Source organism: Rhodoferax saidenbachensis, from assembly GCF_031457975.1.
GTDB classification, from domain to species: Bacteria; Pseudomonadota; Gammaproteobacteria; order Burkholderiales; family Burkholderiaceae_C; genus Allorhodoferax; species Allorhodoferax saidenbachensis_A.
The window spans coordinates 88,639-112,439 of the sequence record NZ_JAVDXO010000005.1; the positions used below are offsets into that span (position 1 = coordinate 88,639).

Genomic DNA, 23,801 nt, shown 5'->3' on the forward strand with positions numbered 1-23,801 from the left:
CGACCCAAGGTGGGCAACCGGTCATTGTAAGCGGGGGGAAAGGCCCGCCCGAGCCGGGCGGGCAAGGCCCTAGGCGACCTGGGTTTGCTTGACAGCGGGCGTCTGGCGGTACTTTTCCAGCAACACCGTCCATTGCTGGCGCGCTGCGAGCAGGTGGCGCGCCTTGACATGGCCAAACCCGCGGATCTGCTCCGGTACGCGCGCAAAGGCCGCGGCGGCATCGCGGTTACCCGCGCCCAGCGTGGGCAGCAACGATTCGATAGCTTGGCGATACTCGCCCACCAGGGCGCGCTCCTCGCGGCGCTCGTGGCTGTAACCGAACACGTCCAACGCCGTGCCGCGCAGCACCTTCAGCGGCGCGAGCAGCCCAAAGGCCACGCGCATCCAGCTGCCAAAGCGCGCTTTCTGCAGCTCGCCCAGGTCGTTCTTGCAGGCCAGCAAGGGCGGCGCCAGGTGGTAGGCCAGTTTGAAGTCGCCCTCGAACATGCCCTCCACCTTGGCGCGGAAGGCCGTGTCGGTGTGCAGGCGGGCTACCTCGTACTCGTCCTTGTAGGCCATGAGTTTGAACAGGTAGCGGGCCACAGCCTCTGCCAAAGGTTGCTTGTCGCCGCCCACCGCGGATGCCTCGGCCGCGCGGACCTTGGCCACAAAATCGGCATAGCTTTGCGCGTAGGCGGCATTCTGGTAGCCGGTCAAAAACTCCACGCGCTTATGTACCAAGGCATCCAGCGACTGGTGCTGGCGCGGCGTAAAGGCAATCACCTGGCCGGGGTTGATGGCGCGCTGCACGGCTGGCCAGTCCACCGCGGCACGGCGGCCCCACTCAAACGCCGCCTTGTTGTTGGCCACGGCTACGGCGTTGAGCTCGATAGCGCGCATAAGCGAGGCCAGCCCCAACGGGATCCAGCCCTTTTGCCAGGCGTAGCCCAGCATCATGGGGTTGGTGTAGATGCTGTCACCCAGCAGATGGGTGGCGGCGGCATCGGCGTCGAACACGCCCACATGGCCCTCCCCCACGGTCTTGGCGATGTCGGCCACGCATTGCTCGCCCGGGTTGGTCCAATTGGCGTTCTTCACAAACGCTGCAGTGGGTGCGCTGTTGGTGTTGAGCGCCACATGGGTGCGGCCCGGGCGCATGCGCACCAGCGTTTCCTTGCCCGCCACCACAATGGGGTCGCAGCCCAGCACCAGGTCGGCCGAGGCCGTGCCCACGCGGGTGGTGCGAATGGCGTCCTGGCTGGCACCAATGAGCACATGGCTCCAGGTGGCGCCGCCCTTTTGCGCCAGGCCACCGGCGTCCTGCGTGACGATGCCCTTGCCTTCCAGGTGGGCTGCCACGCCCAGCAGCTGGCCGATGGTGATGACGCCGGTGCCGCCGACGCCGGCAACGATAGTGCCCCAGACGCCGCCGGTGGCCGTGGCCAAGTCAGGAATCTGCGGCTCGGGCAGGGCCGGCCAGGAGGCGACCTGGGACTCGCCCGCTTTGGGCTTGGCGGCTTTTTTGAGCGAACCGCCCTCCACCGTGACAAAGCTGGGGCAGAAGCCCTTGACGCAGGAAAAGTCCTTGTTGCAGGTGCTTTGGTTGATCTGGCGCTTGCGGCCAAACTCGGTCTCCAGCGGCTCCACGCTCATGCAGTTACTTTGCACGCCGCAGTCGCCACAGCCTTCGCAGACCAGCTCGTTGATGACCACGCGCTTGGCAGGGTCCACCAGAGTTCCGCGCTTGCGGCGGCGGCGTTTTTCGGTGGCGCAGGTCTGGTCGTAAATGATGACGGTGGTGCCCGCGATCTCGCGGAACTCGCGCTGGATGCGGTCCAGCGCGTCGCGGTGCTCGATCGCAATGCCTTCGGGCAGGCCCACCACGTCGTCGTACTTCTCGGGCTCGTCCGTGACCACTACGATTTTGATAGCACCTTCCGCACGCATGCTCTGGGCTATCTGCACTACCGAGTGTCCTTCGGGCCGCTCGCCCACCTGCTGACCACCGGTCATGGCCACGGCGTCGTTGTAGAGAATTTTGTAGGTGATATTCACGCCCGCCGCAATGCTCTGGCGCACGGCCAGCAGGCCGCTGTGGAAGTAGGTACCGTCGCCCAGGTTGGCAAAGATGTGCTTCTCGTTGGTGAACGGCTGCTGGCCCACCCAGGGCACGCCCTCGCCGCCCATCTGCGTGAAACCGTCGGTACTGCGGTCCATCCAGATGGTCATGAAGTGGCAGCCAATGCCGGCCATGGCGCGCGAGCCTTCTGGCACCTTGGTGCTGGTATTGTGCGGGCAGCCCGAGCAGAACCAGGGCTGGCGGTCTGCGCCCTTGGTGCCCGACAGCTCAATCACGTGCATGGCGCGTTCCTTGGCTTCCAGGATCGCCATTTGCGCGTCGATGCGGGCGCTGGTGTCGGCGTCCAGCCCCAGCTTCTTGATGCGCTGGGCGATGGCACGCGCAATCAAGGCAGGGTTGAGATCGGCATTCGCACGCAACAGCGTGTTGGCCATGGGATTGGGCATGGACCATTCGCCGCCCGCACCGTAGTGGTCGGGCGTTTCCACCTCGTTGAACTTGCCCAGCACCGTGGGGCGCACGTCGGCGCGCCAGTTGTACAGCTCTTCCTTGAGTTGGTATTCGATGACCTGGCGTTTTTCTTCCACCACCAGAATCTCCTGCAGGCCGGTGGCAAATTCGCGCGTGAGCTGCGCCTCCAGCGGCCAGACCACGCCCACCTTGTGCAGGCGGATGCCGATGCGTTGGCAAGTCGCGTCGTCTAGCCCCAGGTCGGCCAGTGCCTGGCGCGTGTCGTTGTAGGCCTTGCCGCTGGCGATGATGCCGAAGCGGTCGTGCGGGCCTTCGATGACGTTGTAGTTCAACCGGTTGGCGCGGATGTAAGCCAGCGCGGCGTACCACTTGTAGTCCATCAGCCGGGCTTCCTGCTCCAGCGCATGGTCGGGCCAGCGGATATGCAGGCCACCCGGGGGAATTTCGAAGTCGGCCGGCACGCGGGTGATGACACGGTCCGGGTCGATCATCACGGTGGAGCTGGACTCGACAATTTCCTGGATGGTCTTCATGCCCGCCCACACGCCCGAGAAGCGGCTCATGGCAAAGGCATGCAGGCCCAGGTCCAGGATCTCCTGCACATTGGCCGGGAAGAACACGGGCGTGCCGCAGGCCTTGAAGATGTGGTCGCTCTGGTGCGCCGCGGTGCTGCTCTTGGAGATGTGGTCGTCACCCGCCACCGCAATCACACCGCCCCAGGGGGTGGTACCCGCCATGTTGGCGTGTTTGAAGACGTCGGAGCAGCGGTCCACGCCCGGGCCCTTGCCGTACCAGATGCCGAACACGCCGTCGTACTTGTTGCTGCCGGGCGGGGCAAAGCCCAGCTGCTGCGTGCCCCACAGCGCGGTGGCGGCCAGCTCTTCGTTGACGCCGGGCTGGAAGTGAATGTGGTGGGCCTGGAGGTACTTCTCGGCCTTGACCAGGGACTGGTCGTAGGTACCCAGCGGCGAGCCGCGGTAGCCACTGATGAAGCCGGCCGTGTTCTTGCCCACACGCTGGTCGCGCACGCGCTGCAGCATGGGCAGTTTGACCAGGGCTTGCACCCCGCTCATGAAGGCGCGGCCGTAGTCCAGCGCGTATTTGTCGTCCAGGGTGACCGTCGCCAGCGCCGTGCGGATGTGCTCGGGCAGGTCGCGGTTGAGGGGTGCATTCATGGTGCTTGTCTCCGTTATAGCTGCGGCAAAGTGTATGCCTGCAAGGCGGATATGTCTTTGCGTTCTTTGCCCTCATTAGGGCTTTCAAAGAACGAATCTTTCTCCATAATGCTATTTATGGAAACACTTGACCGATTTGACCTCGCCATCCTGAACGAACTGCAAAACGATGGGCGCCTGAGCAACGCCGAGCTGGCCAACCGCGTGGGCCTGAGTGCCGCGCCCTGCTGGCGCCGCGTCAAGGCGCTGGAGGAAAGCGGCTTCATCACCGGCTACCGCGCCGAGATCAACCGCCAGAAGATGGGCCTGGGCGTGCTGGCCTTTGTTCGGCTGGACGCCAACCGCAACAGCGGCGACGTGCTGCACGCGCTGGAAGAAGCCATCCGCCAGATCCCCGAGGTCATCAGCTGTCACTACATCAGCGGCACCGGCACCTTCGAGCTGCAGGTGGTGAGCCGCGACCTCAACACCTTCAGCCAGTTCGCGCGCGAGGTGCTGATCAACCTGCCCAACGTGAAAGACGTGCATACCAGCTTTTCGCTGGGCGAGGTGAAGGCCAGCAGCGCCCTGCCGCTGGGCCATCTGCAGCCCCAGCCCACCGCCACCACCCCATCCCGGAGCCGCCCATGAACCGCCGCCACGCCCTGGTTTTTGCATCATTCTGGCCTCTAGCCCGCGTCGAATATGCGCAAGCAGCTCCTGATTCGATAGCAAACTCGACATCGCTGCCGCTGCGCAACCTGCTCATCGAGGTGCGCCAAGTGCAGTCCGACGACAGCCAGCGCGCCGGCGTCGAGCTGGGCAACCGGGGTGGCGTGCAAATGAACCAGTCGCGCAACAGCGGCTCGGCCACGCAGCAGGCGCTGGTGCTGAACGGCCGGCCGGTGCGTCTGGGCCTGCAAACCACCACGCCCATCCGCCTGCTGCAGGGCTTTGTGCGCAATGGCCGTGTGGTCACTACCGTGGGCACGGTGCTGCTGGAAGCCGGCACGGGTTTTAGCGCCACGCCACGCTGGGACGGCGGCACGCTGGTGGAGCTGGAACTGGCGGCGCAGCAGGCACTGCGGTCTGGGAACGCAATTCCCGGCGTCGTGGCCTCATCCAGCGCCAGCAGCGTGTTGGCGCTGCCGCTGGATGAGTGGACGACGGTGGGGGAGTCGGAGCAGAGTTCGCAGTCCAGTGAAAGCGGGTTGACTGGGGGGCAGCGGCAGAGTGGACTCGTGCGGACTGAGGTGCAGGTTAGGGTTTCGGTGCGTTAGGTTCTTTAACACCCACTCCCCCAGCCCCTCGCCCCGTCGGCGAGGGGAGCCTTAACAGCCATATCTTGTTGTGTCGCGTCGGCTGAGTAGCTACGTGCGGTGCTTTAGAGCGGTTATTTATCTCCACGGCGCAAGCCTGCGTTGGGGGTGACAGCAAAGATGTTGGCGCGGAGCCACTGGCGGGTGCAGCCGCCAGCCGGGGTGCACTGCTCTCTGCGAAGTTCCACAACCGTTGGCACGGGCCGTTGCGTGAAGTAGCAGTGGCAACCTACCGTAAGTAGCCCGTATTCGGCGCGAAGCAACCAAATACGGCTGTTAAAGGCTCCCCTCGCCGACGGGGCGAGGGGCTGGGGGAGTGGGTGTTAAAAAACAAAGCCACTTAAACCGACAACGCAGCCAACCACCGAGCATGGTAGGCCTGCAAACCCGACACCCGGGCAGCCTGCAAAGGCGCTAATTCAGACACAACAGAACTGCCCCAACGCGACAACAGCCAAGCCCCTCGCGCCGTGCCCTCCATCGCATCATGGCTGGCCAGACACCGCGCCTGCGGCAGCAGCGCCTGCAACAACGCCAGGTACAGCGGGTTGTGGGCCAACGGCCCTTCCAGCACCACGGTGCGCGACAGGTCGACGCCGTCCCACAAGCGATCGACCAACCACGCCGTGGTCTGCGCGCAATACAGCGCAGCCAGTGCAGCACGCTGGCTGGCAGGCAAGGCCTCCGCAAGCGGCTGACCTCCGCGCATGATTTGCCCCTGCCGCCCCATAAACGGGCCACCGTGCTCGGCAAACGAGGGCGTGGCCAAGGTGCCGGAGTCCACCAGAGTCTGCACATCCGCCAACGTGCCCGCATCGGGCGCGGCGCCGTCCAGCAGCGCGGCAAATTCGCGCCCACCCATAAAGCGGGCCGTGGGCGTGGCGCGGCCCAGCACATCCACATTGGCCAGCATGTCGCGTTCGGCTTGCAGGCTGGCCGTGGGCGCGCCGGGCGCCATGAGCACGGTCCAGGTGCCGGACGACACCACGGTCAGTGCGGACGCTTGGTCCGCAGACGCATCCAGGTAGCGCGCCAGGCAGGCATTACTGTCGTGCACGCCCACATGCACCTGGCAGTGCGCGGGCAAGCCCCAGGCCTCGGCAATATCAGGGCTCACGGTGCCCAGCACTTCCCAGGCAGAGCGCAACGGCGCAAACAAGGCAGACCAGCCCTTGGCCTGCGCCAGCGCCGAGAAGCCACCTTCCTGCGGGCGCCACAGATGTGTGTGGCAGCCCAGCGATGAGACCTCGCTAGCCCGCTCACCGCACAGGCGCCAGGCCCAGTACTGCGCGTAGGGCAACAGACAGCGCGTACGCCGCCAGGCCTCAGGGTGCAGGTTTTGCACATAACAAAGCTGGCGCGCGGCGTTCAGGCCCGCGGGCAGGTCGGGCGACAGGGTCTGCGCAAAGCCATCGGCCGCAGCATCAAAGGCCTGGGCCAACAGGGGATGCTGCGCCAGGCCATCAAATTCGTAGTCCACCGGAGCCCATGCCAGGCCCTCATCGCCCAGCGCCACCAGCGCGGCGCCGTGGGTGGAGGCAATGGCGCGGCGACAGCGTGCGGTATGGGTAGATGCGCGCAGGGTCTGCGCCATCCAGTCTTCCAGACCGTGCACATCCAGCGCGGGGTAGCCTAGGGGCGAGGGCACGCTGGCGTTGTCGCGCCCATGGCGCTCCACCACCGAGCCCTGCGCATCCACCATCAGCAGCTTGGCGTGGCTCTTGCCAATGTCGATCACCAGCGTCAATGCATCGTTCACGGCCACCGCCCTCACTCCATGTGGAACAGGCAAGGCAGCGGCTCGGCTACCGGGGAACCATCGGGGTTGGCGCGCATGATGTCGGCCATATAGGCCCACCAACGCTGCATTACCGGGTGGTTCGGCAGCGCGTCCATGGTGTGGCCCACCGTGCGACGCAGCACGGCAAACAGCACGTGGTGCTCCTCGTACAGGTAGATGCTGTAGTCGCTGACGCCCGCGTCCTTGAGCAAGGCGGACAGCTCGGGCCAAATTGCGTCATGGCGTTTTTTGTACTCCGCCACGCAGCCGGGATTCAGGAACATACGGAACGCGTACTTCTCCGTGGATGCTGCACTCATACATGCGCTCCCTGGCGCTTGAGCAAACGCGGCAACACCATGGAGACGATGAGCAGTGCGCCAATCACCATGCTCATCACGATACCGGTCACATTGGCCATGCCCATGGCGAAAGTGAACAGGCCCAGCAACAGCACGGCCAGCATGGTGCCCACAATGCTGCCGCGGCCACCTTCAATCGCTACGCCACCCAGGATCACCATCGTGATGGCGTCTAGCTCCCAGCCCATCGCAATGTTGGGGCGGGTGCTGCCAATGCGGCCGGTCAGCATGACCGCGGCCAACGCCGCCATCAGCCCGGCAAACACAAACAGGGCCATGCGATACCGGTCCGCCTCGATACCCGAGAAGCGCGCGGCCACGGGGTTGGCGCCAATGGCATACAGGCGGCGGCCCAGCACCGTGCGGTGCAGCGTGACGCCCACCGCGATGGCACCCACCAGCAGAATGGCAAATTCGATCGGGATGATGAGCCAGCGCACGCCGACCACCTCGCCCACATAGCTGTTGCCCAAGGTGGAGAACACCTCGGGGTAGCCCGAGATGGCCTGGTCGCCCAGCGCCACCATGGCCAGGCCGCGGTACAGCGACAAGGTGCCGATGGTGACCACGATGGAGGGCAACTTGTAGCGCGTGACCAGCACACCATTCACAGCACCGGCCACACCGCCCGTCACGAAGGCCGCCAGCGTCATGCCCAGCGGGCCGGCACCGGCCTTCATCGCGTAGCCCATGGCCAGCGAACTGAGGGCCAAGATGGCGGCGATGGACAGGTCAATCTCACCGGTGATGATGAGCAAGGCCAGCGCCAGCGCAAGGATGCCTTTCTCGCTGAAGTTGAACGTGCTGTCGGCCAGTGCGTCGGGCGTCATGAAACCCGGCTGCGCAAACCCGAACACCACCAACAGCAAAACCAGAAGGGCCAACAGCACCCGCTCCCATGTGTTCCAGGCCTTCATGCTGCGACTCCTTGCGAGGTTGTATGTGTTGTCGCCTTGTGTTCCAGAATCTGGCGCCCTGCGCGCCGCTCGGCACGGGCGTTCACCGTCACCGAAATCAAAATCACGGCACCCGCAATTGCTTGCTGCCAGAACGGCGAGACCTGGATCACCGGCAGCGCGCCGTTGACCACGCCAATGAACAGTACGCCCAGTGCCGCGCCCAAGACTGAGCCCACGCCACCGCCGATGCTCACACCACCAATCACGCAGGCCGCCACCACGGTCAGCTCATAGCCCGCGGCCAGCTCGGTATAGGCAATGGAGTAGCGCCCCACCCACAGCAGCCCGGCCAGGCCGGCCAGCATGCCCGACAGCGTGTAGACCATCATGAGGCTCTTGCGGGCCGAGATGCCCACGTAGGCTGCCGCATGCGGGTTGCCGCCCAGTGCGTAGATCTCGCGGCCTTCGCGGCGAAGCTTCAGGAAGACGGCCGTCAGCACCAGCACGGCCATGGCAAACCACACCAGGGCTGGCAGGCCCAGCCACACTTCGCGTGGCAAACCTTTGATTACTTCATGGATGTCCTGGTCGGAGACCCAGGCGCCCTTGCTGGCCACAAAGATGGCGCCACGGTAGGCCGACAAGGTACCCAGCGTCACCACAATGGGTGGCAGTTCAAAGCGCGTGATGAGCCAGCCATTCACGGCACCCAGCAAGGCACCTACGCCCAAGGCCAACACCAGCAACACGGGTACCGATGCGCCAGGCCAGGCCTTGCCAATCAGGGCGCACACCATGCCGGTGAGCGCCAGGTTGGACGCGACCGACAGGTCAATGCCGCGCGTCAACAGCACCAGCATCTGGCCCATGACGAGGATGGCGAGGATGGCCGAGTCGTTGGCAATGTCCATGCCATTGCGCCAGGTCAAAAACACGGGCGCACGGGCCCCCACGGCCAGCGCAATGGCGACGATGATGGCCAAGAGCAGCCATTCGCGCCGTATCGATTTCAGGGATGTCATGCTGCAAGCGCCTCCTGCGCCGTTGCGGGTTCGGCCACACGGGGCACCGGCACAGCGGTCAGGCCCGAGGCCGCGGCCACGATCTGTTCTGCGTGCGCGTTGGCACGGTCAAATTCCGCCACTTGCACGCCACGGCGCATCACGATAGTGCGGTGCGCCAGGTGCATCACCTCGGGCAGTTCGCTGGACACCAGAATCACGGCCAAGCCCTGCTCCACCATCTCGGCAATGAGCTGGTAGACAGCCTGCTTGGCGCCCACGTCGATGCCCTTGGTGGGCTCATCCAGAATCACGATGCGCGGGTCCAGCCCCAGCCACTTGGCGATCACCACCTTTTGCTGGTTGCCGCCCGACAGGCCCGACAACAGCGTGTCAGGTGAATGGGTCTTGATGCGCAGGCGTTCGATCATGCGCTGACACAGCGCCGACTCGCGCACCTTGGACAGCCACACGCCGCGCGCAAAGCGGGAGAGCCCGGCCAGGCTGATGTTGTGCTCTACCGAGAAGCCCAGAATGCCGCCCTGGCGCTGGCGCTCTTCGGGCACATAGGCAATGCCAGCCGCAATCGCGTCGCCGGGGCGGCGGGCATGCAGCGTCTGGCCGCACACCACAAACTCGCCACGTGCCGCGGGGTTCAGGCCCATGATGGCCAGCATGGCCTCGCTGCGGCCCGAGCCCACCAGGCCGTAGAAGCCCAAAATCTCGCCGCGGCGCAGCTCGAAGGCGACGTTGTTGAATTCGGTGGGGTGCGACAGGTTTTTCACCGTCATCACCACCTCGCCGGGGGTGGAGGCGATGTGCGGGTAGATCTGGTCAATGGCGCGCCCGGCCATGAGCTTGACCAGCTCCTGCTCGGTCGCATCGGCAATCGCGCCGCTGCCCACGGCAGCGCCGTCGCGCAGCACCACGTAGCGGTCGGCTACCGCAAAAATTTCGTCGAACTTGTGGGTGATGAAGATCACGCCCACGCCCTGGTCGCGCAACTGGCGCACGATGCCGTAGAAGTCGCGGATCTCGGCCTGCGACAGGGCGGCGGTGGGCTCATCCAGAATGACCACCAGCGCCTTTTGTGACAGGGCCCGCGCAATTTCCACCAGATGCCGCTCGGCCAGGCTCAGGTCTTTCACCAGCGTGGTGGCCTTGAAGCGCGCACCGATCTGGTCCAACACCAACTGTGCCTGCGTGTTCATCGCCGACCAGTCGATAAAGGGGCCGTGCATCAGGTGGCGCCCTACGTAGATGTTTTCGGCCACGCTGAGTTCTTCGAACATCACCGTTTCCTGGTGCACCGCCAGGATGCCCGCGGCCTGCGAGGCCTGGGCGTTAGCAAAACTTTGCACCACGCCGTTGAGCGTGATCACGCCTTCGTCCACCGGCACCACGCCGGTGAGCATCTTGACCAGCGTGGACTTGCCCGCGCCGTTCTCGCCCACCAGGGCCAGCACTTCTCCGGCCCGCAAATCCAGGTCCACCCCGCGTAGCGCATGGGTTGCGCCATAGCGCTTGTGGATGGTCCGCAGGCTCAGCAATACATCAGACATGATGAGAATCCAACATTCCAAAAAAATGGGGCCACCCCAACCAGGCAGGGTTGCCCCGTCGACCTCAGTGGCCTGCGCCGAGGGGCGCAGGCACACGCCGCCTCATTAGAAAAACTTCGCGAACTTCTCGACGTTGGAGGCATCGTACGTGAAAGGCTCGGACATGGCGGCTTCGCCCTTGTCGTCCAGCGTCACGGTACCAACGCGACCCAGAGACACCTTGTCACCCGCCTTGCCAGTGACCTTGCCAGAGATGAACTGGCTGGCCGCGTAGATGGAGGAGTAGCCCAGGTCGATGGGGTTCCAGATCGCGAAGGACTTGACCGCACCGCTCTTCACGTGGCCAGCCATTTCAGAGGGCAGACCCAAGCCGGTCACGAAGATTTTCCCGACCATCTTTTCATCCTGAACGGCCTTGGCCGCTGCCGCCACACCCACGGTGGTGGGAGCGATGATGGCCTTCAGATTGGGGTAGCTCTTGAACAGGCCTTGGGCTTCGCGGTAGCTCTTGTCGGTCTGGTCGTCACCGTAGACCACGCTGACCAGCTTCAGGCCCTTATAGGCGGGCTGGGCCAGCACCTTCTTGGCTTCCTCGATCCAGATGTTTTGGTTGGTGGCCTGGGCGGTGGCGGACAGCACGGCCACTTCACCGGTGGAGCCGATGGCGTCCGCCGTCATCTTCACCAGCTTTTCGCCGATCAGCGGGTTGCTGGAAGGGTTCAGGTGCATGAGGCGGCCGTCTTTGCGCACGCCGGAGTCAAACGAAATGACCTTGATGCCGCGGTCCATGGCGCGCTTGAGCACGGGGGCCAGGGCGTCGGGGTCGTTGGCAGAAATCACGATGGCGGAGACCTTTTGCGCGATCAGCGAGTTCACGATTTCTATCTGACCTTCGGCAGTCGCCTTGGCGGGGCCGGTGTAAATGATCTCGATGTTCTTGAGTTCCTTGGCGGCTTCTTGCGCACCTTGGTTGGCGGCGTCAAAGAAGCCGTTGCCCAGGCTCTTCACCACGAGGGCGATCTTGTCCGCCGCAAACGCGGGTGTGACCAGCGCCGCGCTCAAGGCAATGGTCAGCAGGGTTTTGAGTTGTTTCTTCATGCGTTGTCTCCTGGAATTGTTAGTGGGAAAAATTGGCACTAAGGCCGGTCTCGATACCGACTGCACACACCAGGGGCTGGCGGCGTGAACCGGGTTCGATGGGGAAGGCACCGTTGCACATGGGCAATGGCACTTAAACGATGCCGCTGCTGGGGCCGCTGGCAGGGCGGATGGCCGCCATCTGTTTGCGGTAGCCGCTGGCGCGGTAGGCGGCCACAGGGTCGGCAGCGCCGCCCGCATCCATACGAATCTTTTGCAGCAGGGGCGTCACATCGGTGTGGAAGGCCTGCTTCAGGGTCTGGGCGGCCATCAGCACATCGTTGCTGTCCTGGTAGGCGGTCAGTGCCTTGCGGTCCACCAGCAGGGCCTGGGCATAGCAACGCTGCACGGTCACGGCGCTGGTCATCAGGCTCTCGATGGGGTCGGTCACGTTGTGCGACTGGTCCAGCATGTAGGCCGGGTCAAACTCGGCCGCGCCGGTTTGTGCAGCGTCCACCAGTTCGTTGAACACCAGGAACAGCTGGAAGGGGTTGATGCTGCCGCTGTCCAGATCGTCGTCGCCGTACTTGCTGTCGTTGAAGTGGAAGCCGGCCAGCTTTTGGGCATGCACCAGGCGCGCCACGATCATCTCGATGTTGGTATTGGGCGCGTGGTGGCCCAGGTCCACCAGGCAGCGTGCCTTGGGGCCCAGGGTCTGGGCGGCCAACAGGCTGGAGCCCCAGTCCTGGATCACCGTGGCGTAGAACGCAGGTTCGAACATTTTGTGTTCGAGGAACATGCGCCAGTCGGCGGGGAGTGCGTCATAAATCTGACGGTTGCTGTCCAGGTAACGCTCAAACTGGCGGCGGAAGTGGCTTTGGCCCGGGAAGTTGGCACCGTCGCCAATCCACACGGTCAGCGCCTTGCTGCCGAGCTGCTTGCCGATCTCGATGCATTCCAGGTTGTGGGCCACGGCTTGGGCGCGTACGCCAGCGTCGGCATGGGTCAGGCTGCCAAACTTGTACGACAGTGGCTGGTCTTTCTGGTCGGAGAAGGTGTTGGAGTTGACGGCGTCAAAGCCCACGCCATTCGCCTCTGCGTGCTGACGCAGCTCCTTGTAGTCACTCACCTTGTCCCAGGGGAAGTGGGGCGACACGGTGGGCGTGCAGCGCACCAGCTGCTGGATCACGCCGCAGTCCTGGATCTTGTCGAACACATGGCGCGGTTCGCCCAGGCCGGGAAAACGCGCAAACCGGGTGCCGCCGGTGCCCACGCCCCAGCTGGGCACGGCCACGGCGAACTTCGCCACGTCCGCCTTGAGGACGGCGATGTCCACGCCGCGGCGGGCCAGTTGCTCGCCCAGGGTTTCGTAGTCCAGGTTCACGCGCGCTGCGGCCTGGGCATTGTGGTCGGCGATCAGTCCGGTATTGATCTGTTGTGTCATGGTGTGTCTCGAATGCGTGTGGTCTTAGCGTGGGAAGGCAGCCAGGTTGCCGGCGTCCACGTTGAGGATGTTGCCGGTGGATTTGGCCGCGAGTTCGCTGGCCAAAAAGTAGGTGGCCTCGGCAATGTCTTCGGGGAAAACGCTGCGCTTGAGCATGGAGCGGTCGCGGTAAAAGGCTTCGAGTTCTTCCTCACTCACCTTGTTGGCCGCAGCACGTTCCTGGCTCCAGGTGCCGGTCCAGATTTTGCTGCCGCGGATCACGGCGTCGGGGTTCACCACGTTGCAGCGGATACCCAACGGCGCGCCTTCGAGTGCAAAGCTGCGCGACAGTTGTATCTCGGCCGCCTTGGCGGCGCAGTAGGCCACGGCCTGGTTGCTGGCCACCATGCCGTTCTTGCTGGCAATGAAGACCATGGAGCCGCCCACGGCCTGCGCCTTCATGAGGCGGAAGGCTTCACGGCCGACCAGGAAATAACCCGTGGCCAAAATGCTCTGGTTGCGGTTCCACAGCGCCAGCGTGGTGTCTTCCAGCGGCGCAGCAGAGGCAATTCCGGCGTTGGACACCAGAATGTCCACGCCACCGTATTCGATGGCGGCCTGGGCATACGCCGCGATGACAGACTCTTCGCTGGTCACATCACACACCACGCCGCGCACCACGTCCTTGCCAAACTTCTTGGAGAGTTCGGCCACGGTGGATTCCAATGCGGCGACATCAATGTCCAGCAGCACAGCGCACACACCCTCTTGCAGCTGGCGCTCCACAATCGCGCGGCCAATGCCACCGGCGCCACCGGTGACCAGCGCCACCTTGCCCACCAGGGGTTTGGCTTTGGGCATGCGCTGCAGCTTGGCTTCTTCGAGCAGCCAGTACTCGATGTCAAACGCTTCCTGTTCAGGCAGACCCACATAGGTGTCGATGGCGTTGGCGTCGCGCATCACGTTGATGGCGTTCACATAGAACTCACCGGCAATGCGGGCCGTGGCCTTGTCCTTGGCGATGGCCACCATGCCGATGCGGGGCAGCAGGATGATGACGGGATTGGGGTCGCGCAACGCCGGGCTGTTGGCGCGCTTGCAGCGCTCGTAGTAGGCGGTGTAGTCGGCGCGGTAGTCAGCCAGCTTGGCGGCAATGGCCTTGGATAGCTCGGCACCTTCCAACTGGTAGACCGATTCGTCCAGGATCAACGGCTTGATCTTGGTGCGCAGGAAGTGATCGGGGCAGGAAGTGCCCAGGGCTGCCAGCGTTTCGAGCTGCTGGCTGTTCACAAACTCCATGACCACGGGCTGGCGATCCACATGCAAGAGCTTGTGGCCGCTTTGCGAGGCCTGACCACGCAACACGGGCAGCACGCGAGCCAGGACCTCGTCTTGCGCCGCCACATCCAGCGCGTTGACCTTGGCGCCACCGAAGGGCACGGCCTTGCGGGCCTGGGCCTGTTCGGCCAACCACGTCTGCGCCTGCTCGATCACGGCCACGGTGTTCTCGTAGCAGCTGCGGGAATCGTCACCCCAGGTGAAGAGGCCGTGGCCACCGAGCACCAAGCCCTTGAGGCCGGGGTGGGCGGCGACGTAGCGTTGCAGTTGCAGGCCCAGCTCGTAGCCGGGACGGCGCCAGGGCAACCAGCCAATGGTGCCGCCAAAGGCTTCCTTGGTGATGGCTTCGCTGTGGGCCATGGCCGCAATGGCGATGACCGAATCGGGGTGCATGTGGTCCACATGCGCAAACTGCAAGTAGGCGTGCAGCGGTGTGTCGATGCTGGCAGCGCGCGGGTTCAGGTTGAAGGTGCAGTGCGGCAGGTAGCCCACCATCTCGTCTTCAAAGTCGGAGCCGCGGTAAATGCCTTGCAGCGCGTTGAGCTTGTCCATGTAGAGCGTGGAGAAGCCGTCCAGCTTCATGGAGCCCACATCACCACCCGAACCCTTGACCCACAGCACCGACACGTCTTTGCCGGTCAGCGGGTCCTTTTGGGTGATCTTGGCGGAGGTGTTGCCACCGCCGTAGTTGGTGATGCGCAGGTCGGAGCCCAGCAGGTTGGAGCGGTACAGCAGCAGATTGGCGGCGTCCAGCTTGGCGGCGTGGTCCTGGTTCCAGACAGGAAATGGGACGGGTTGGGAGCGAGTGGTCATGTGCGGTGCAGTTACGAGGAATTGGAGTGACTGTAGACAGCATGAGCTATAGGCACAACGCAGACTTTTTTATCAAATGCATCAAAAAACCTGATAGATCACTAGAATGCGATCCGGCCCATGCACACGCCCCCCGTCGCCCCGGTGGCACAGGGCGGCTACCCGTTGAATCCCTAGGGAAAACACCGATGAAAACCCGATCTCCCGCCCCTGCACCAACACGCAAAGCCCTAGGGAAATCCCGCACAAGTCCTACCCCCGCATCCGAGCCGCAGAGCAGCAAACGCGACCACCGGCTCAAGAATCTGACGCTGCGCCAGCTGCGCCTGTTTGAGGCCGTGGCCACGCAGCTGAGCTACTCGCGCGCGGCCGAACAGATGAGTGTGACCCAGCCCGCCGTGTCCATGCAGGTGCAGCAGTTGGAAGCTGAGCTGGGCCTGCAGCTGCTGGTGAAAGCCGGCAAAAAAGTGAGTCTGAGCCAGGCTGGCGAAGAGATGCTGCGCCAGGCGCGGCGCATCCTGAACCAGGTGACCATGGCCGAAGAAGCCCTCGGTGCCTTCCACGACACCGAGGGCGGCGTTGGTGGCCTGCTGCACCTGGGCGTGGTGTCCTCGGCGCACTACTTTGCGCCCGTGCTGTTGATGGCGTTTGCCGAGCACTGGCCAGGTGTGAAGTTCAAGCTGACGGTAGACCGGCGCGAAACCATTCTGGCCATGCTGCAGGACCACCAGCTCGATGTGGCCATTGCAGGCTACCCGCCGTCGGAGGCCGATGTAGAGGCCGAAACCTTTGCACAAAACCCGCACTGTGTGGTGGCGGCGGCTAACCACCCGCTGGCCAAGAAACGTCGCATCCACTGGGATGCGCTGCGCGACGAGCCCTTCATCTTTCGCGAACCCGGCTCAGCCACACGGCAATTTTTTGACCACCTGCTGCAGGCCCAGTCGCTGCCGGTGCGCGTGACCATGGAGCTGTCGGGTAACGAGACCATCAAGCAGGCGGTGATGGCGGGCATGGGCATCAGCTTTCTGTCGGCCCACACTTTCCAGGTGGAGATCGAGGCGGGCAAGCTCGCCGTGCTGCACATGGAAGACATGCCCAAGATGCTGGACTGGTGCCTGCTGCACAGGCGCGACTCCGCGCTCAGCGGCGTGAATGGCGCCTTCCGCGAATTTGTACTGGAACACGGTTCGCGGCTGGTGCAATGTCGCATGTAGAAAGGGGCCGCCAGGCCCCTTTTTACATCTCGCCAAGCGCCGCTTAGCGGTGCAGCACGTCGCGAATCGTCGCGGCCAGTTCTTCTTCCACAAACTTGGCGATGTAGGCATCGGCGCCCACGCTCTTCACATGGCTTTCGTTGGTGGAGCCGGTGAGCGATGAGTGGATGATGACGGGGATCTGGTTGAAGCGGCCATCCTGCTTGATGTTGCGGGTCAACGTGAAGCCGTCCATCTCGGGCATTTCCAGGTCGGTCAAGACCAACGCCACCTTGTCCTTGATGTGCTTGCCCTCGGCGGTAGCGGCGGCGTGCAGGGTATGCAAACGCTCCCAGGCCTCCTTGCCGGTTTTGGTCATGATGTAGGGCACGTCCATGGACTTGAAACCCTTCTCGATCATCATGCGGGCCACGGCCGAATCGTCGGCCGCCAGAATGACCTGGCCGGGGTCCAAACGCACCTTCGGAACCCCCTTGACATCTTCCATGCTGACTTCCTTGGGCAGCACATCACGCAGAATCTGTTCCACATCCAGCACCTGAGCCAGGCGGGTGTTTTCGGCGGCACCGTCCAGGCGTGCAATGCTGGTCACCAACCCGCCGCCCGAGTTCTCGGCCGAGAGCACATGCTTCCATTCCAGGCGCACGATCTCGTTGACCTCTTCCACGGCAAACGCCTGGGTGGTGCGTGCAAACTCGGTTACCAGCAGGATGCCCAAGCCCTTGGTGGGCTTGCAACCCACCACCATGGGCAGGTTGATGACGGTGATCATCTGGCCGCGGATATTGGCCACGCCCATGACCTCGGGGGGCGAATTCACCATGGCGGTGATCTCGGGCATCACCAGGATCTCTCGCACCTTGAAGACGTTGATGCCAAACAGCTCGCGGCGCTCGGCGCTGTTGGCGGCCTCACCCAAGCGAAACAGCAGCAGTTCAAACATGCTGTTGGCAGCCAGGTTGGTTCGCTCGTCAATCTCGCGCATCTCTTTGCTCATGGGGTCCGTCCTGTTGAAGGCTTCAATGTTGATGTGCCGCCATGGTAACGCCATCCGGCCTATTTCGGCCAGAGCACCCACATCTGCAGCGGCTGGCGCAAACGGCCGGCTAGGTCGCCGGCCTCGGCGCCCCAGCCAGCGAAATAGTCGGCCCGCACGGCACCGGCAATGGCGCTGCCCGTGTCCTGCGCCAGTACCAGTTTTTGCAGGCTGGTTTGCGGCCCGGGCGAGGCCAGCCACACCGGCGTGCCATAGGGAATGCTGCCGGGGTCTACCGCAATGGATCGGCCCGGCGTCAACGCCACGCCTTGGGCACCACGGGGGCCAAAGCCGGCCTCCAGATCCGAGAGAGTTTCTTCCTTGAAAAACACCACGCGCGGGTTGCTCCACAGCAGCTCCTGCTGGCGCCCCGGGTTCTGCGCCAGCCAGGCCTTGATGCCGGGCCAGGACGCGTCCTTGACCAGCCCCTGGTCCAGCAGCCAGCGGCCTACGCTGCGGTAGGGCTGGTCGTTGGTGCCGGCGTAAGCCAGGCGTACCCAGCGCTGGCTGCCATCGGCCTGGGTGATGCGCACGCGGCCCGAGCCCTGGATCTGCAGCACCAGGGCATCGACCGGGTCGGCCATGTAAGCCAGGGCCCGGCCTTTGAGCGCGGCCTGCGCCTCGGGTAGGGTGTCGATTTCCTGCCGTGTGTACCAAGGCTTGCGCTGGGCCAGCGTGGCCGGCGGCTGGTACAGCGGCACCGTAAAGGCGGCCGTCGGCACGCGGCTGGCCTCAATCACGGGCTCAAAGTAGCTGGTCAACAGGCCGGTGGCCTCGCCCTGCAAGGTCTCCACGCGGTAGGGCTGCAGGCGCTGCTGCACCCAGGCGCGTTGCTCGTCGGGGGTGCCAATGCTCAGGCGCCGCACTTCGGAACACAGGGACGCCAGCGGGGCCTGCGGCTTCTCGCAGCTTTTGATCCAGGCGTTCCAGGCCTCGAACAGGTTGTCCTGGCCCCAGCCTGGAAGTTCGGCCCACGGCACGGGCACCCAGCGTGCGCGCGGCTGGGCCAAGGTGCCTGGCACCACCGCGGCCGCTGGCGGCGCCGCACCGCGCGGCGTCTCGACCGGCGTGGGCTCCTGCAGAGGCACACTGCCACAGGCCGCCAGCATTCCTACAATGGCGGCCATTGCGCACCACGCCAGGACACGAACCATGACATTGCTACTACTGGAAGCCCTGGGAGCCGGGCTGATTTTTGTCGCCATCATCTGGTGGACCATGTTCTCGGGCCGCCAAGGCGGTGAACTGCCTGGCACCCACCCAGAAGAGAAGTCCACTGACGCGTCACCGCAGGATAAGGCTCAATAAAGGCTCTAGCCCCCGCAGAATATGCGCAAGCAGCTCCTTTTTTAATAGCAATTTGCATTACAACACGCGGTGCTGCAGGGACGGCAGCTGCGCCCGGCACTGCTGCAGGTGCGCGTAGTCCAACTCGGCCACCACCACCCCCGGGCCTTGCGCCTGCTCGGCCAGCACCTTGCCCCAGGGGTCGACCAGCAGCGTCTGCCCCCAGGTGCGCCGCCCACTGGGGTGTACGCCGCCCTGGGCCGCCGCGGCCACGAACGACAGGTTCTCAATGGCGCGGGCCCGCAGCAGCACCTCCCAGTGCGCCTGGCCCGTGGTGTGGGTGAAGGCGCTGGGCGCCAAGATCAAATCCACGCCCTGCTGGGCATAGGCGCGGTACAGCTCGGGGAAACGCATGTCATAGCACACGCTCATGCCCACCTGCCAAGTGTGGCCGTCACGCGACGGCAATGCAAACACGGTGGGGGTGCTGCCACGCTCCAGCACGCGCGACTCGTCGTAGCTCTCCACCCCGTTGTCGTAGCGAAACAGGTGGATCTTGTTGTAACGCGCCACACACAGGCCCTGCGGGTTGTAAGCCAGGGAGCTGTTGAATACACGGTCCGGCTGGTCTCCCCGCAACGGCAGGGTGCCAGCCACAATCCAGATTCCGAGGGAACGCGCCGTCTGCGCCAAAAAGTCCTGGATGGGGCCGCTGCCATAGCCTTCCTGGATCGCCAGTTTGTCCGCGTCGCGCTGGCCGATCAGGCAAAAGTACTCGGGCAACACGGCCAGCTCGGCACCGGCCTGGGCGGCCTGGGCCAGCAACACGCCCGCATGGTCCAGGTTGTCGGCCAGCACACCGGACGACACCATCTGAATGGCAGCAACTTTCATCTCTCACCTCCTGCTATCAACACAACACATGCACCCTAACGGCGCTCCACCTTGGTCACCCGCGGCTCCAGCCAGGTCCCATCCACCGTGAACTCTTGGGTCGCCGCGTTGACAAGCGGCCCACGCAAAATCAGCTGGGCCAAAAAGGTGCTCAGCCCCACCACGGGGTTGATGATGCTAGCGATCACCGAGGCGCTGCCCGCGTTGATCTCGGGCACCACCACCACGCGCAGGTTTTGCGTCTCCTTGGCAATGTCGGCCTGACCGTCCATCAGCACAGCGGCGTTCACGCCCTTCATCTGCAAGTTGGTGGTGCGCGCAATGCCCTGCTCAATGGCGATGTCGCCGCGGAAGAAGTCAAACGCAAAGCCTTCGCTGAACACATCGCGAAAATCCAGCGTCAGGCGGCGCGGCAGCGACTGCAGGCTCAGCACACCCAGCAGCTTGGCAATCCCAGGATCGGCCTTGAGGAACTGGCCGGTCTCCACATTCACATTGAAGTTGCCCGCCAGGCTGGGGTAGTCCAGGGTGATGGGCGAGCCCAGCCAGGCCACATGGCCCTCGATCTTGCCCTTGCCGCGGCGCACCACGCCGGTCATGCCGAAACGGTTCAAGAGCTCGCCCGCATCGTTGATGTCGAGCTTGAAATTCAGTACGGTGCGACGGCGTTCGCGTGCACTGCGGCCTGCTCCAGCTGCGCTGTTCATATTGGCCCAGTTGCCGCTGGCGGTCAGGGTGGCCTCGGGGGTCTGGATGTTGAAGCGGTTCAGCCGCCATTCGCGTGCGCCCGCGGTGCCCAGGTTCACCGCTTCGATGTCCACATGCCCCAGCTTCTTGCCCCGCAGGTCGAAGTCTTCCACCTCAATGTCCAGCGCCGGGATGGTGGTGGGCTGCTCGTCGAGCAGATTTTCCACATCCTGCGCCGTGCTCTGGCCCACGGCCAGGCGGGCCAGGCGGGCATACAGGCGCCCGGCATTGCTACCGGTGGGCTGGCGGTATTCCAGGTAGCCGCTGAGCTCGGTGGCATCCACGTTGGCGCGCCACACCAGGCCGTCGCGCCCGCCGCCAACCACCACGTTGTTGAGCTTGCGGCCCGACAGCCGCAGTTCCCGTGCGCGCACCGCCATCACCGTAGGCATGTACCCCATGAAGGCCGACGCGCCAGGCGTCGCCGGGCCGCTGGCCGGGCTCTCGCCGGTGGAACGGGACAACACCTCGGTCCAGGCATCCAGGTCCACACCGGACACGTTCAGGTTGGCCACCACGCCCTCATCGGGCAGGGGCGCAGATTCGTCCGCCGCCAACCCCACCGCGATGGCGCCGCGCAGCACGCGTGCGTCGGCACCCGAAATGTCTCGCTGGTAAATCACCGAGGCCAGGGTGCCCACGGTGAGCTGCAGCTGGTCTTGCAAGCGCACCGGCGCGCCCGCGACTTGTGGGGTGCGCAGCAAGGCAGTCTCCAGGCGCACCGGCAGTGTGGCTTCAGCCGTCTTGGCAAACGGTACTGGCAGGCTCAGGGCCATGCCGGTCAGCGGGCTGCTGATCTGCAGCTCGGGCACGCCGCTGCGCAGGCCCAGCACCGCGGTGTACGACGTGCTGCCGTTGGCATAACCGGCCAGGCGCGTGGCCAGACCCAGTTCCTTGGCTTGGCGCAGTCCCTCGGAGGTAACGGTGCCCTGCATACGCAGTACCGGTGCAGCGGCCACGCGCGTAGAGCCTGGCACGGGCGGCGTGCTGTGCATGTTCAGACCGCCCTCAATGCGCACATCGCCGCCCAGCGCACGGGCCTGGGTACCGCTAACGGAGAAGCCCGATTCGGTAAAGGCCAGCGTGCCGCGCGCACGCGTCAGGCGCGGGGTGTCGGCGGTGATTTGCAGATCGTTGCCGGCCAGCGTCACCTGGCCCTGCACCGTGGTGCGGTTCACATCGGTGAGCGGAACGCCCAGTTTGAGTCGGTAGTCCGCATTGCCGGTGGCCGAGGCCTTGGCCAGCGCCCCGCCCAGCATGCCGCCCAGCGGCGAGCTATTCACAATGCCCAACACCTCCGCCACGGGGCCTGTGGCCTCGCCATTCACGGCCAGCGTGGCGCCCTGGAACAGGTGGCTGATGGTGGCATCGGCCTTGGTGATGCGCAGGCCCGCGCTGTTGGCAAAGCCGCCCTTGGCACCATTGACCTGCAGGGTTTCGTGGTCGATCACCAGCTCGCCCGAGAGCTGCGACAGCACCGGCCAAGGCAGGCTGTCCTTGGGCAACAGGAACGCTGGGGCGAACGCAAAGCTCGCGTTTTGCACATTGCCAGAAATGCGGAAATCGCCCTGCTTGGCATCGGTGAAGGGGAACTTGGCCAGGTCGCCCTTGACCTTGAACTTCACCCCATTGGCCACGCCACCCACGATGGCGGTTTGCAGGTAGGTGCGCACGTCTTTTTCGATGACGTTGGGCAGGTAGCGGTACAGCCGCGTGCCCACCACCTGGCTGGCCGTGCCCTGCAGGTCCAGCACACCGGGGTAGCGGCTGTGGGGCTTGCCGGCCACCGGGCCGGGGTCGGCGGTTTGCCATTTCACCTGCAGATCGGCCTGGCCATCGGCGTTGCTGAAATGCAGGTTGGAAATGCTCACCTTCAAGTCGTCGCCCTTGCGCGTCCACTCCACCGCGGCGCTGAGCTCGTCCACCGCGACCAGGGGCTCGTCCATCAGGCCCAGCAGGTCCAGCTCGCCCTTGTGCATGGCCACACTGGCTTTGCCACCCAGCTGGTTCAGGTCAAAGTCCAGGTCGGCACCACGGAAGCCCTGGGTCTGCACGCCGTTCAGCGTGCCCGCATTGAGTGCTAGGCGCACCACCCGCCCCTTGGCCGCATAGACACTGGGCTGCTCAGGCGTGCCCTGCCAGCTGGCCTGCAGGCTCTCCACCAGGCCCTGCGGGCTGTAGTAGCCCATCTGCGCGCGCAAGGCTTCATCCAGCGGCAGGCGTTTGGCAATCTCGCCCATGGCCGCCAGGTCCAACCGGTCGGCCGAAAACTCACCGCGGGCTGGGGTCTTGGCGCCAGCTGCAAACAGGGCCAGCCGCACATTGCCACCGGGCCAGTGCAAGCCGTCCTGGGTGTCAAAGGCCAGAGACTCGGTGGACACCTCAAAACCTCCGTCCAGGCGCCGCGCGCCCAGGCGCCCGGCCACACGGGTCAGGTTCAACGCGCCCAGCTTGGGGTCCACCGTGGCCTCCACGTCGCGCAGCAGCACATCGGCCGTGGCCCCGAGAACGTCGCCGCGCGCCACATCGGCCCACACGCGCAGGCTGCCCACGCCCTTGGCCACGTCCACGCCCACATCGGCATAGGGGCGCAACAGCGACACATCGGTCTGCGGGAGGTTGGCGTACAGCTGGCCGGTCCAGGCGCGCCAATCGCCCGCATCGGCCGAGAGCAGGGGCTGCTTGAATACGCCCATCACGCTGAGCCGCTGGCCCCATTGCGCGGGCGGGTCGGCGTCCAGGCGCATGGAATGGGTGTGCAGGCGGTTGCGCAGCACCACATCCACATTGGTGAGCGCCAGCGGCGGAGCGCCGCGCAACTCGTCGGTCCAGCGCACAGTGCCGTGGCGCAGCGCCACCTCGGTCTGCGAAAACACCCAGTCGGTCGCGGTCGTGTCATGGGTATCGCTGGCAGGCAGTGGCAGCCCGGCAATCCAGACCTGGCCGTCGGCCGCGCGGCGGATGTCCAGCACGGCGCCGTCCACATACAGCTGCTCAAACCCGAGGTTCAATAGCGAGTGGGGCGACAGCGCCGCGATAACAGAGGGCAGCCGCAAAGCCTCGCGCCCCTGCGGGTCCAGCAGGCGCACATCGGTCAGCTCGACCGAGGGAATCAGGCCATTGGATTTGGTGTCGATGGCACCGATGCGCACGGTGACACCCAGCACCGTGGAGGCCCGTTGCTCCAGCCACGGGCGGAGTTCGCCAATTCGCGGCACAATCAGAAAATGCAATCCCCCCCACACCAAGACCATCGCTATCCATGCTGACGCAAGCAAGCGAAGCGCCCATTTCGCGCTCACTGCAAGCGCTTTGAGCCAAGGCGAAGGGACAGGTGTCAAATCATTCATCGTGCATCGGGA

17 protein-coding genes are annotated in these 23,801 nt (G+C 64.7%); 4 read left to right on the plus strand and 13 right to left on the minus strand.

Going from position 1 to position 23,801, the window contains the following annotated elements; genetic code table 11:
• Positions 1-69: 69 nt before the first annotated feature.
• Complete coding sequence (locus J2X15_RS12205; protein WP_310343192.1) at positions 70-3,705, minus strand: indolepyruvate ferredoxin oxidoreductase family protein; 3,636 nt, start codon at positions 3,703-3,705, stop codon at positions 70-72.
• A 117-nt stretch (positions 3,706-3,822) separates the two neighbouring features.
• On the opposite strand from J2X15_RS12205, the gene J2X15_RS12210 reads away from it, so the two are divergent.
• Both J2X15_RS12210 and J2X15_RS12215 read left to right on the plus strand, forming a co-directional pair.
• Entirely contained in the window at positions 3,823-4,335 is a 513-nt protein-coding gene (locus tag J2X15_RS12210; protein WP_310343195.1) for an Lrp/AsnC family transcriptional regulator, read from the plus strand.
• The gene (locus tag J2X15_RS12215; protein ID WP_310343197.1) at positions 4,332-4,964 is read left to right on the plus strand and encodes a hypothetical protein; all 633 of its coding nucleotides are present in this window, start codon (positions 4,332-4,334) and stop codon (positions 4,962-4,964) included. The genes J2X15_RS12210 and J2X15_RS12215 overlap by 4 nt, the downstream gene beginning before the upstream one ends.
• 379 nt (positions 4,965-5,343) lie before the next feature.
• On the opposite strand, the gene J2X15_RS12220 is transcribed toward J2X15_RS12215, so the two are convergent.
• The 8 genes from J2X15_RS12220 to J2X15_RS12255 all read right to left on the minus strand — a co-directional run bounded on the left by J2X15_RS12220 (position 5,344) and on the right by J2X15_RS12255 (position 15,258).
• Positions 5,344-6,762 carry an L-fuculose kinase gene (locus tag J2X15_RS12220; protein WP_310343199.1) on the minus strand — a complete coding sequence of 473 codons (1,419 nt, stop codon included), beginning with the start codon at positions 6,760-6,762 and terminating at the stop codon, positions 5,344-5,346.
• Positions 6,763-6,773: 11 nt separating this feature from the next.
• Complete coding sequence (gene rhaM, locus J2X15_RS12225; protein ID WP_310343202.1) at positions 6,774-7,103, minus strand: L-rhamnose mutarotase; 330 nt, start codon at positions 7,101-7,103, stop codon at positions 6,774-6,776.
• Complete coding sequence (locus J2X15_RS12230; RefSeq protein WP_310343205.1) at positions 7,100-8,062, minus strand: ABC transporter permease; 963 nt, start codon at positions 8,060-8,062, stop codon at positions 7,100-7,102. Before J2X15_RS12230 ends, rhaM begins: the two co-directional genes overlap by 4 nt.
• Positions 8,059-9,066 carry an ABC transporter permease gene (locus J2X15_RS12235; RefSeq protein ID WP_310343207.1) on the minus strand — a complete coding sequence of 336 codons (1,008 nt, stop codon included), beginning with the start codon at positions 9,064-9,066 and terminating at the stop codon, positions 8,059-8,061. Before J2X15_RS12235 ends, J2X15_RS12230 begins: the two co-directional genes overlap by 4 nt.
• Complete coding sequence (locus J2X15_RS12240) at positions 9,063-10,607, minus strand: sugar ABC transporter ATP-binding protein (RefSeq protein ID WP_310343208.1); 1,545 nt, start codon at positions 10,605-10,607, stop codon at positions 9,063-9,065. Before J2X15_RS12240 ends, J2X15_RS12235 begins: the two co-directional genes overlap by 4 nt.
• Before the next feature lie 105 nt (positions 10,608-10,712).
• A complete protein-coding gene (rhaS, locus tag J2X15_RS12245; protein WP_310343210.1) occupies positions 10,713-11,705 on the minus strand; it encodes a rhamnose ABC transporter substrate-binding protein in 993 nt (330 codons plus the stop codon).
• Between the two features lie 133 nt (positions 11,706-11,838).
• Positions 11,839-13,128 (minus strand): L-rhamnose catabolism isomerase, encoded by a 1,290-nt coding sequence (rhaI, locus tag J2X15_RS12250; protein ID WP_310343212.1) that lies wholly within the window; start codon positions 13,126-13,128, stop codon positions 11,839-11,841.
• Between the two features lie 24 nt (positions 13,129-13,152).
• Complete coding sequence (locus tag J2X15_RS12255; protein WP_310343214.1) at positions 13,153-15,258, minus strand: bifunctional rhamnulose-1-phosphate aldolase/short-chain dehydrogenase; 2,106 nt, start codon at positions 15,256-15,258, stop codon at positions 13,153-13,155.
• A 188-nt stretch (positions 15,259-15,446) separates the two neighbouring features.
• On the opposite strand from J2X15_RS12255, the gene J2X15_RS12260 reads away from it, so the two are divergent.
• A complete protein-coding gene (locus J2X15_RS12260) occupies positions 15,447-16,475 on the plus strand; it encodes a LysR substrate-binding domain-containing protein (protein WP_310343217.1) in 1,029 nt (342 codons plus the stop codon).
• A gap of 43 nt (positions 16,476-16,518) precedes the next feature.
• Here J2X15_RS12260 and J2X15_RS12265 read toward each other — a convergent pair whose 3' ends face one another.
• Together J2X15_RS12265 and mltA are read right to left on the minus strand one after the other, a co-directional pair.
• Positions 16,519-17,472 carry a chemotaxis protein gene (locus tag J2X15_RS12265; protein WP_310343219.1) on the minus strand — a complete coding sequence of 318 codons (954 nt, stop codon included), beginning with the start codon at positions 17,470-17,472 and terminating at the stop codon, positions 16,519-16,521.
• 59 nt (positions 17,473-17,531) lie between these two features.
• Entirely contained in the window at positions 17,532-18,731 is a 1,200-nt protein-coding gene (gene mltA, locus J2X15_RS12270) for a murein transglycosylase A (RefSeq protein ID WP_310343222.1), read from the minus strand.
• Here mltA and J2X15_RS12275 point away from each other — a divergent pair.
• Positions 18,664-18,819 carry a hypothetical protein gene (locus tag J2X15_RS12275; RefSeq protein WP_310343224.1) on the plus strand — a complete coding sequence of 52 codons (156 nt, stop codon included), beginning with the start codon at positions 18,664-18,666 and terminating at the stop codon, positions 18,817-18,819. The genes mltA and J2X15_RS12275 overlap by 68 nt on opposite strands.
• 57 nt (positions 18,820-18,876) lie before the next feature.
• On the opposite strand, the gene J2X15_RS12280 is transcribed toward J2X15_RS12275, so the two are convergent.
• Positions 18,877-19,692: a carbon-nitrogen hydrolase family protein gene (locus J2X15_RS12280; RefSeq protein ID WP_310343226.1), complete on the minus strand. Its 816-nt coding sequence runs from the start codon at positions 19,690-19,692 to the stop codon at positions 18,877-18,879.
• A 35-nt stretch (positions 19,693-19,727) separates the two neighbouring features.
• Positions 19,728-23,789, minus strand: coding sequence for a YhdP family protein (locus J2X15_RS12285; protein WP_310343228.1), 4,062 nt, complete (start codon positions 23,787-23,789; stop codon positions 19,728-19,730).
• Positions 23,790-23,801 lie beyond the last annotated feature (12 nt).

What these genes read in the sequence shown, in the direction of transcription:
- J2X15_RS12205 (WP_310343192.1), bottom strand. Translation starts at nt 3,705, where the DNA reads ATGAATGCACCCCTCAACCGCGACCTGCCCGAGCACATCCGCACGGCG.
- J2X15_RS12210 (WP_310343195.1), top strand. Translation starts at nt 3,823, where the DNA reads ATGGAAACACTTGACCGATTTGACCTCGCCATCCTGAACGAACTGCAA.
- J2X15_RS12215 (WP_310343197.1), top strand. Translation starts at nt 4,332, where the DNA reads ATGAACCGCCGCCACGCCCTGGTTTTTGCATCATTCTGGCCTCTAGCC.
- rhaM (WP_310343202.1), bottom strand. Translation starts at nt 7,103, where the DNA reads ATGAGTGCAGCATCCACGGAGAAGTACGCGTTCCGTATGTTCCTGAAT.
- J2X15_RS12230 (WP_310343205.1), bottom strand. Translation starts at nt 8,062, where the DNA reads ATGAAGGCCTGGAACACATGGGAGCGGGTGCTGTTGGCCCTTCTGGTT.
- J2X15_RS12235 (WP_310343207.1), bottom strand. Translation starts at nt 9,066, where the DNA reads ATGACATCCCTGAAATCGATACGGCGCGAATGGCTGCTCTTGGCCATC.
- J2X15_RS12240 (WP_310343208.1), bottom strand. Translation starts at nt 10,607, where the DNA reads ATGTCTGATGTATTGCTGAGCCTGCGGACCATCCACAAGCGCTATGGC.
- rhaS (WP_310343210.1), bottom strand. Translation starts at nt 11,705, where the DNA reads ATGAAGAAACAACTCAAAACCCTGCTGACCATTGCCTTGAGCGCGGCG.
- rhaI (WP_310343212.1), bottom strand. Translation starts at nt 13,128, where the DNA reads ATGACACAACAGATCAATACCGGACTGATCGCCGACCACAATGCCCAG.
- J2X15_RS12255 (WP_310343214.1), bottom strand. Translation starts at nt 15,258, where the DNA reads ATGACCACTCGCTCCCAACCCGTCCCATTTCCTGTCTGGAACCAGGAC.
- J2X15_RS12260 (WP_310343217.1), top strand. Translation starts at nt 15,447, where the DNA reads ATGAAAACCCGATCTCCCGCCCCTGCACCAACACGCAAAGCCCTAGGG.
- J2X15_RS12265 (WP_310343219.1), bottom strand. Translation starts at nt 17,472, where the DNA reads ATGAGCAAAGAGATGCGCGAGATTGACGAGCGAACCAACCTGGCTGCC.
- J2X15_RS12275 (WP_310343224.1), top strand. Translation starts at nt 18,664, where the DNA reads ATGACATTGCTACTACTGGAAGCCCTGGGAGCCGGGCTGATTTTTGTC.
- mltA (WP_310343222.1), bottom strand. Translation starts at nt 18,731, where the DNA reads ATGGTCCACCAGATGATGGCGACAAAAATCAGCCCGGCTCCCAGGGCT.
- J2X15_RS12280 (WP_310343226.1), bottom strand. Translation starts at nt 19,692, where the DNA reads ATGAAAGTTGCTGCCATTCAGATGGTGTCGTCCGGTGTGCTGGCCGAC.
- J2X15_RS12285 (WP_310343228.1), bottom strand. Translation starts at nt 23,789, where the DNA reads ATGAATGATTTGACACCTGTCCCTTCGCCTTGGCTCAAAGCGCTTGCA.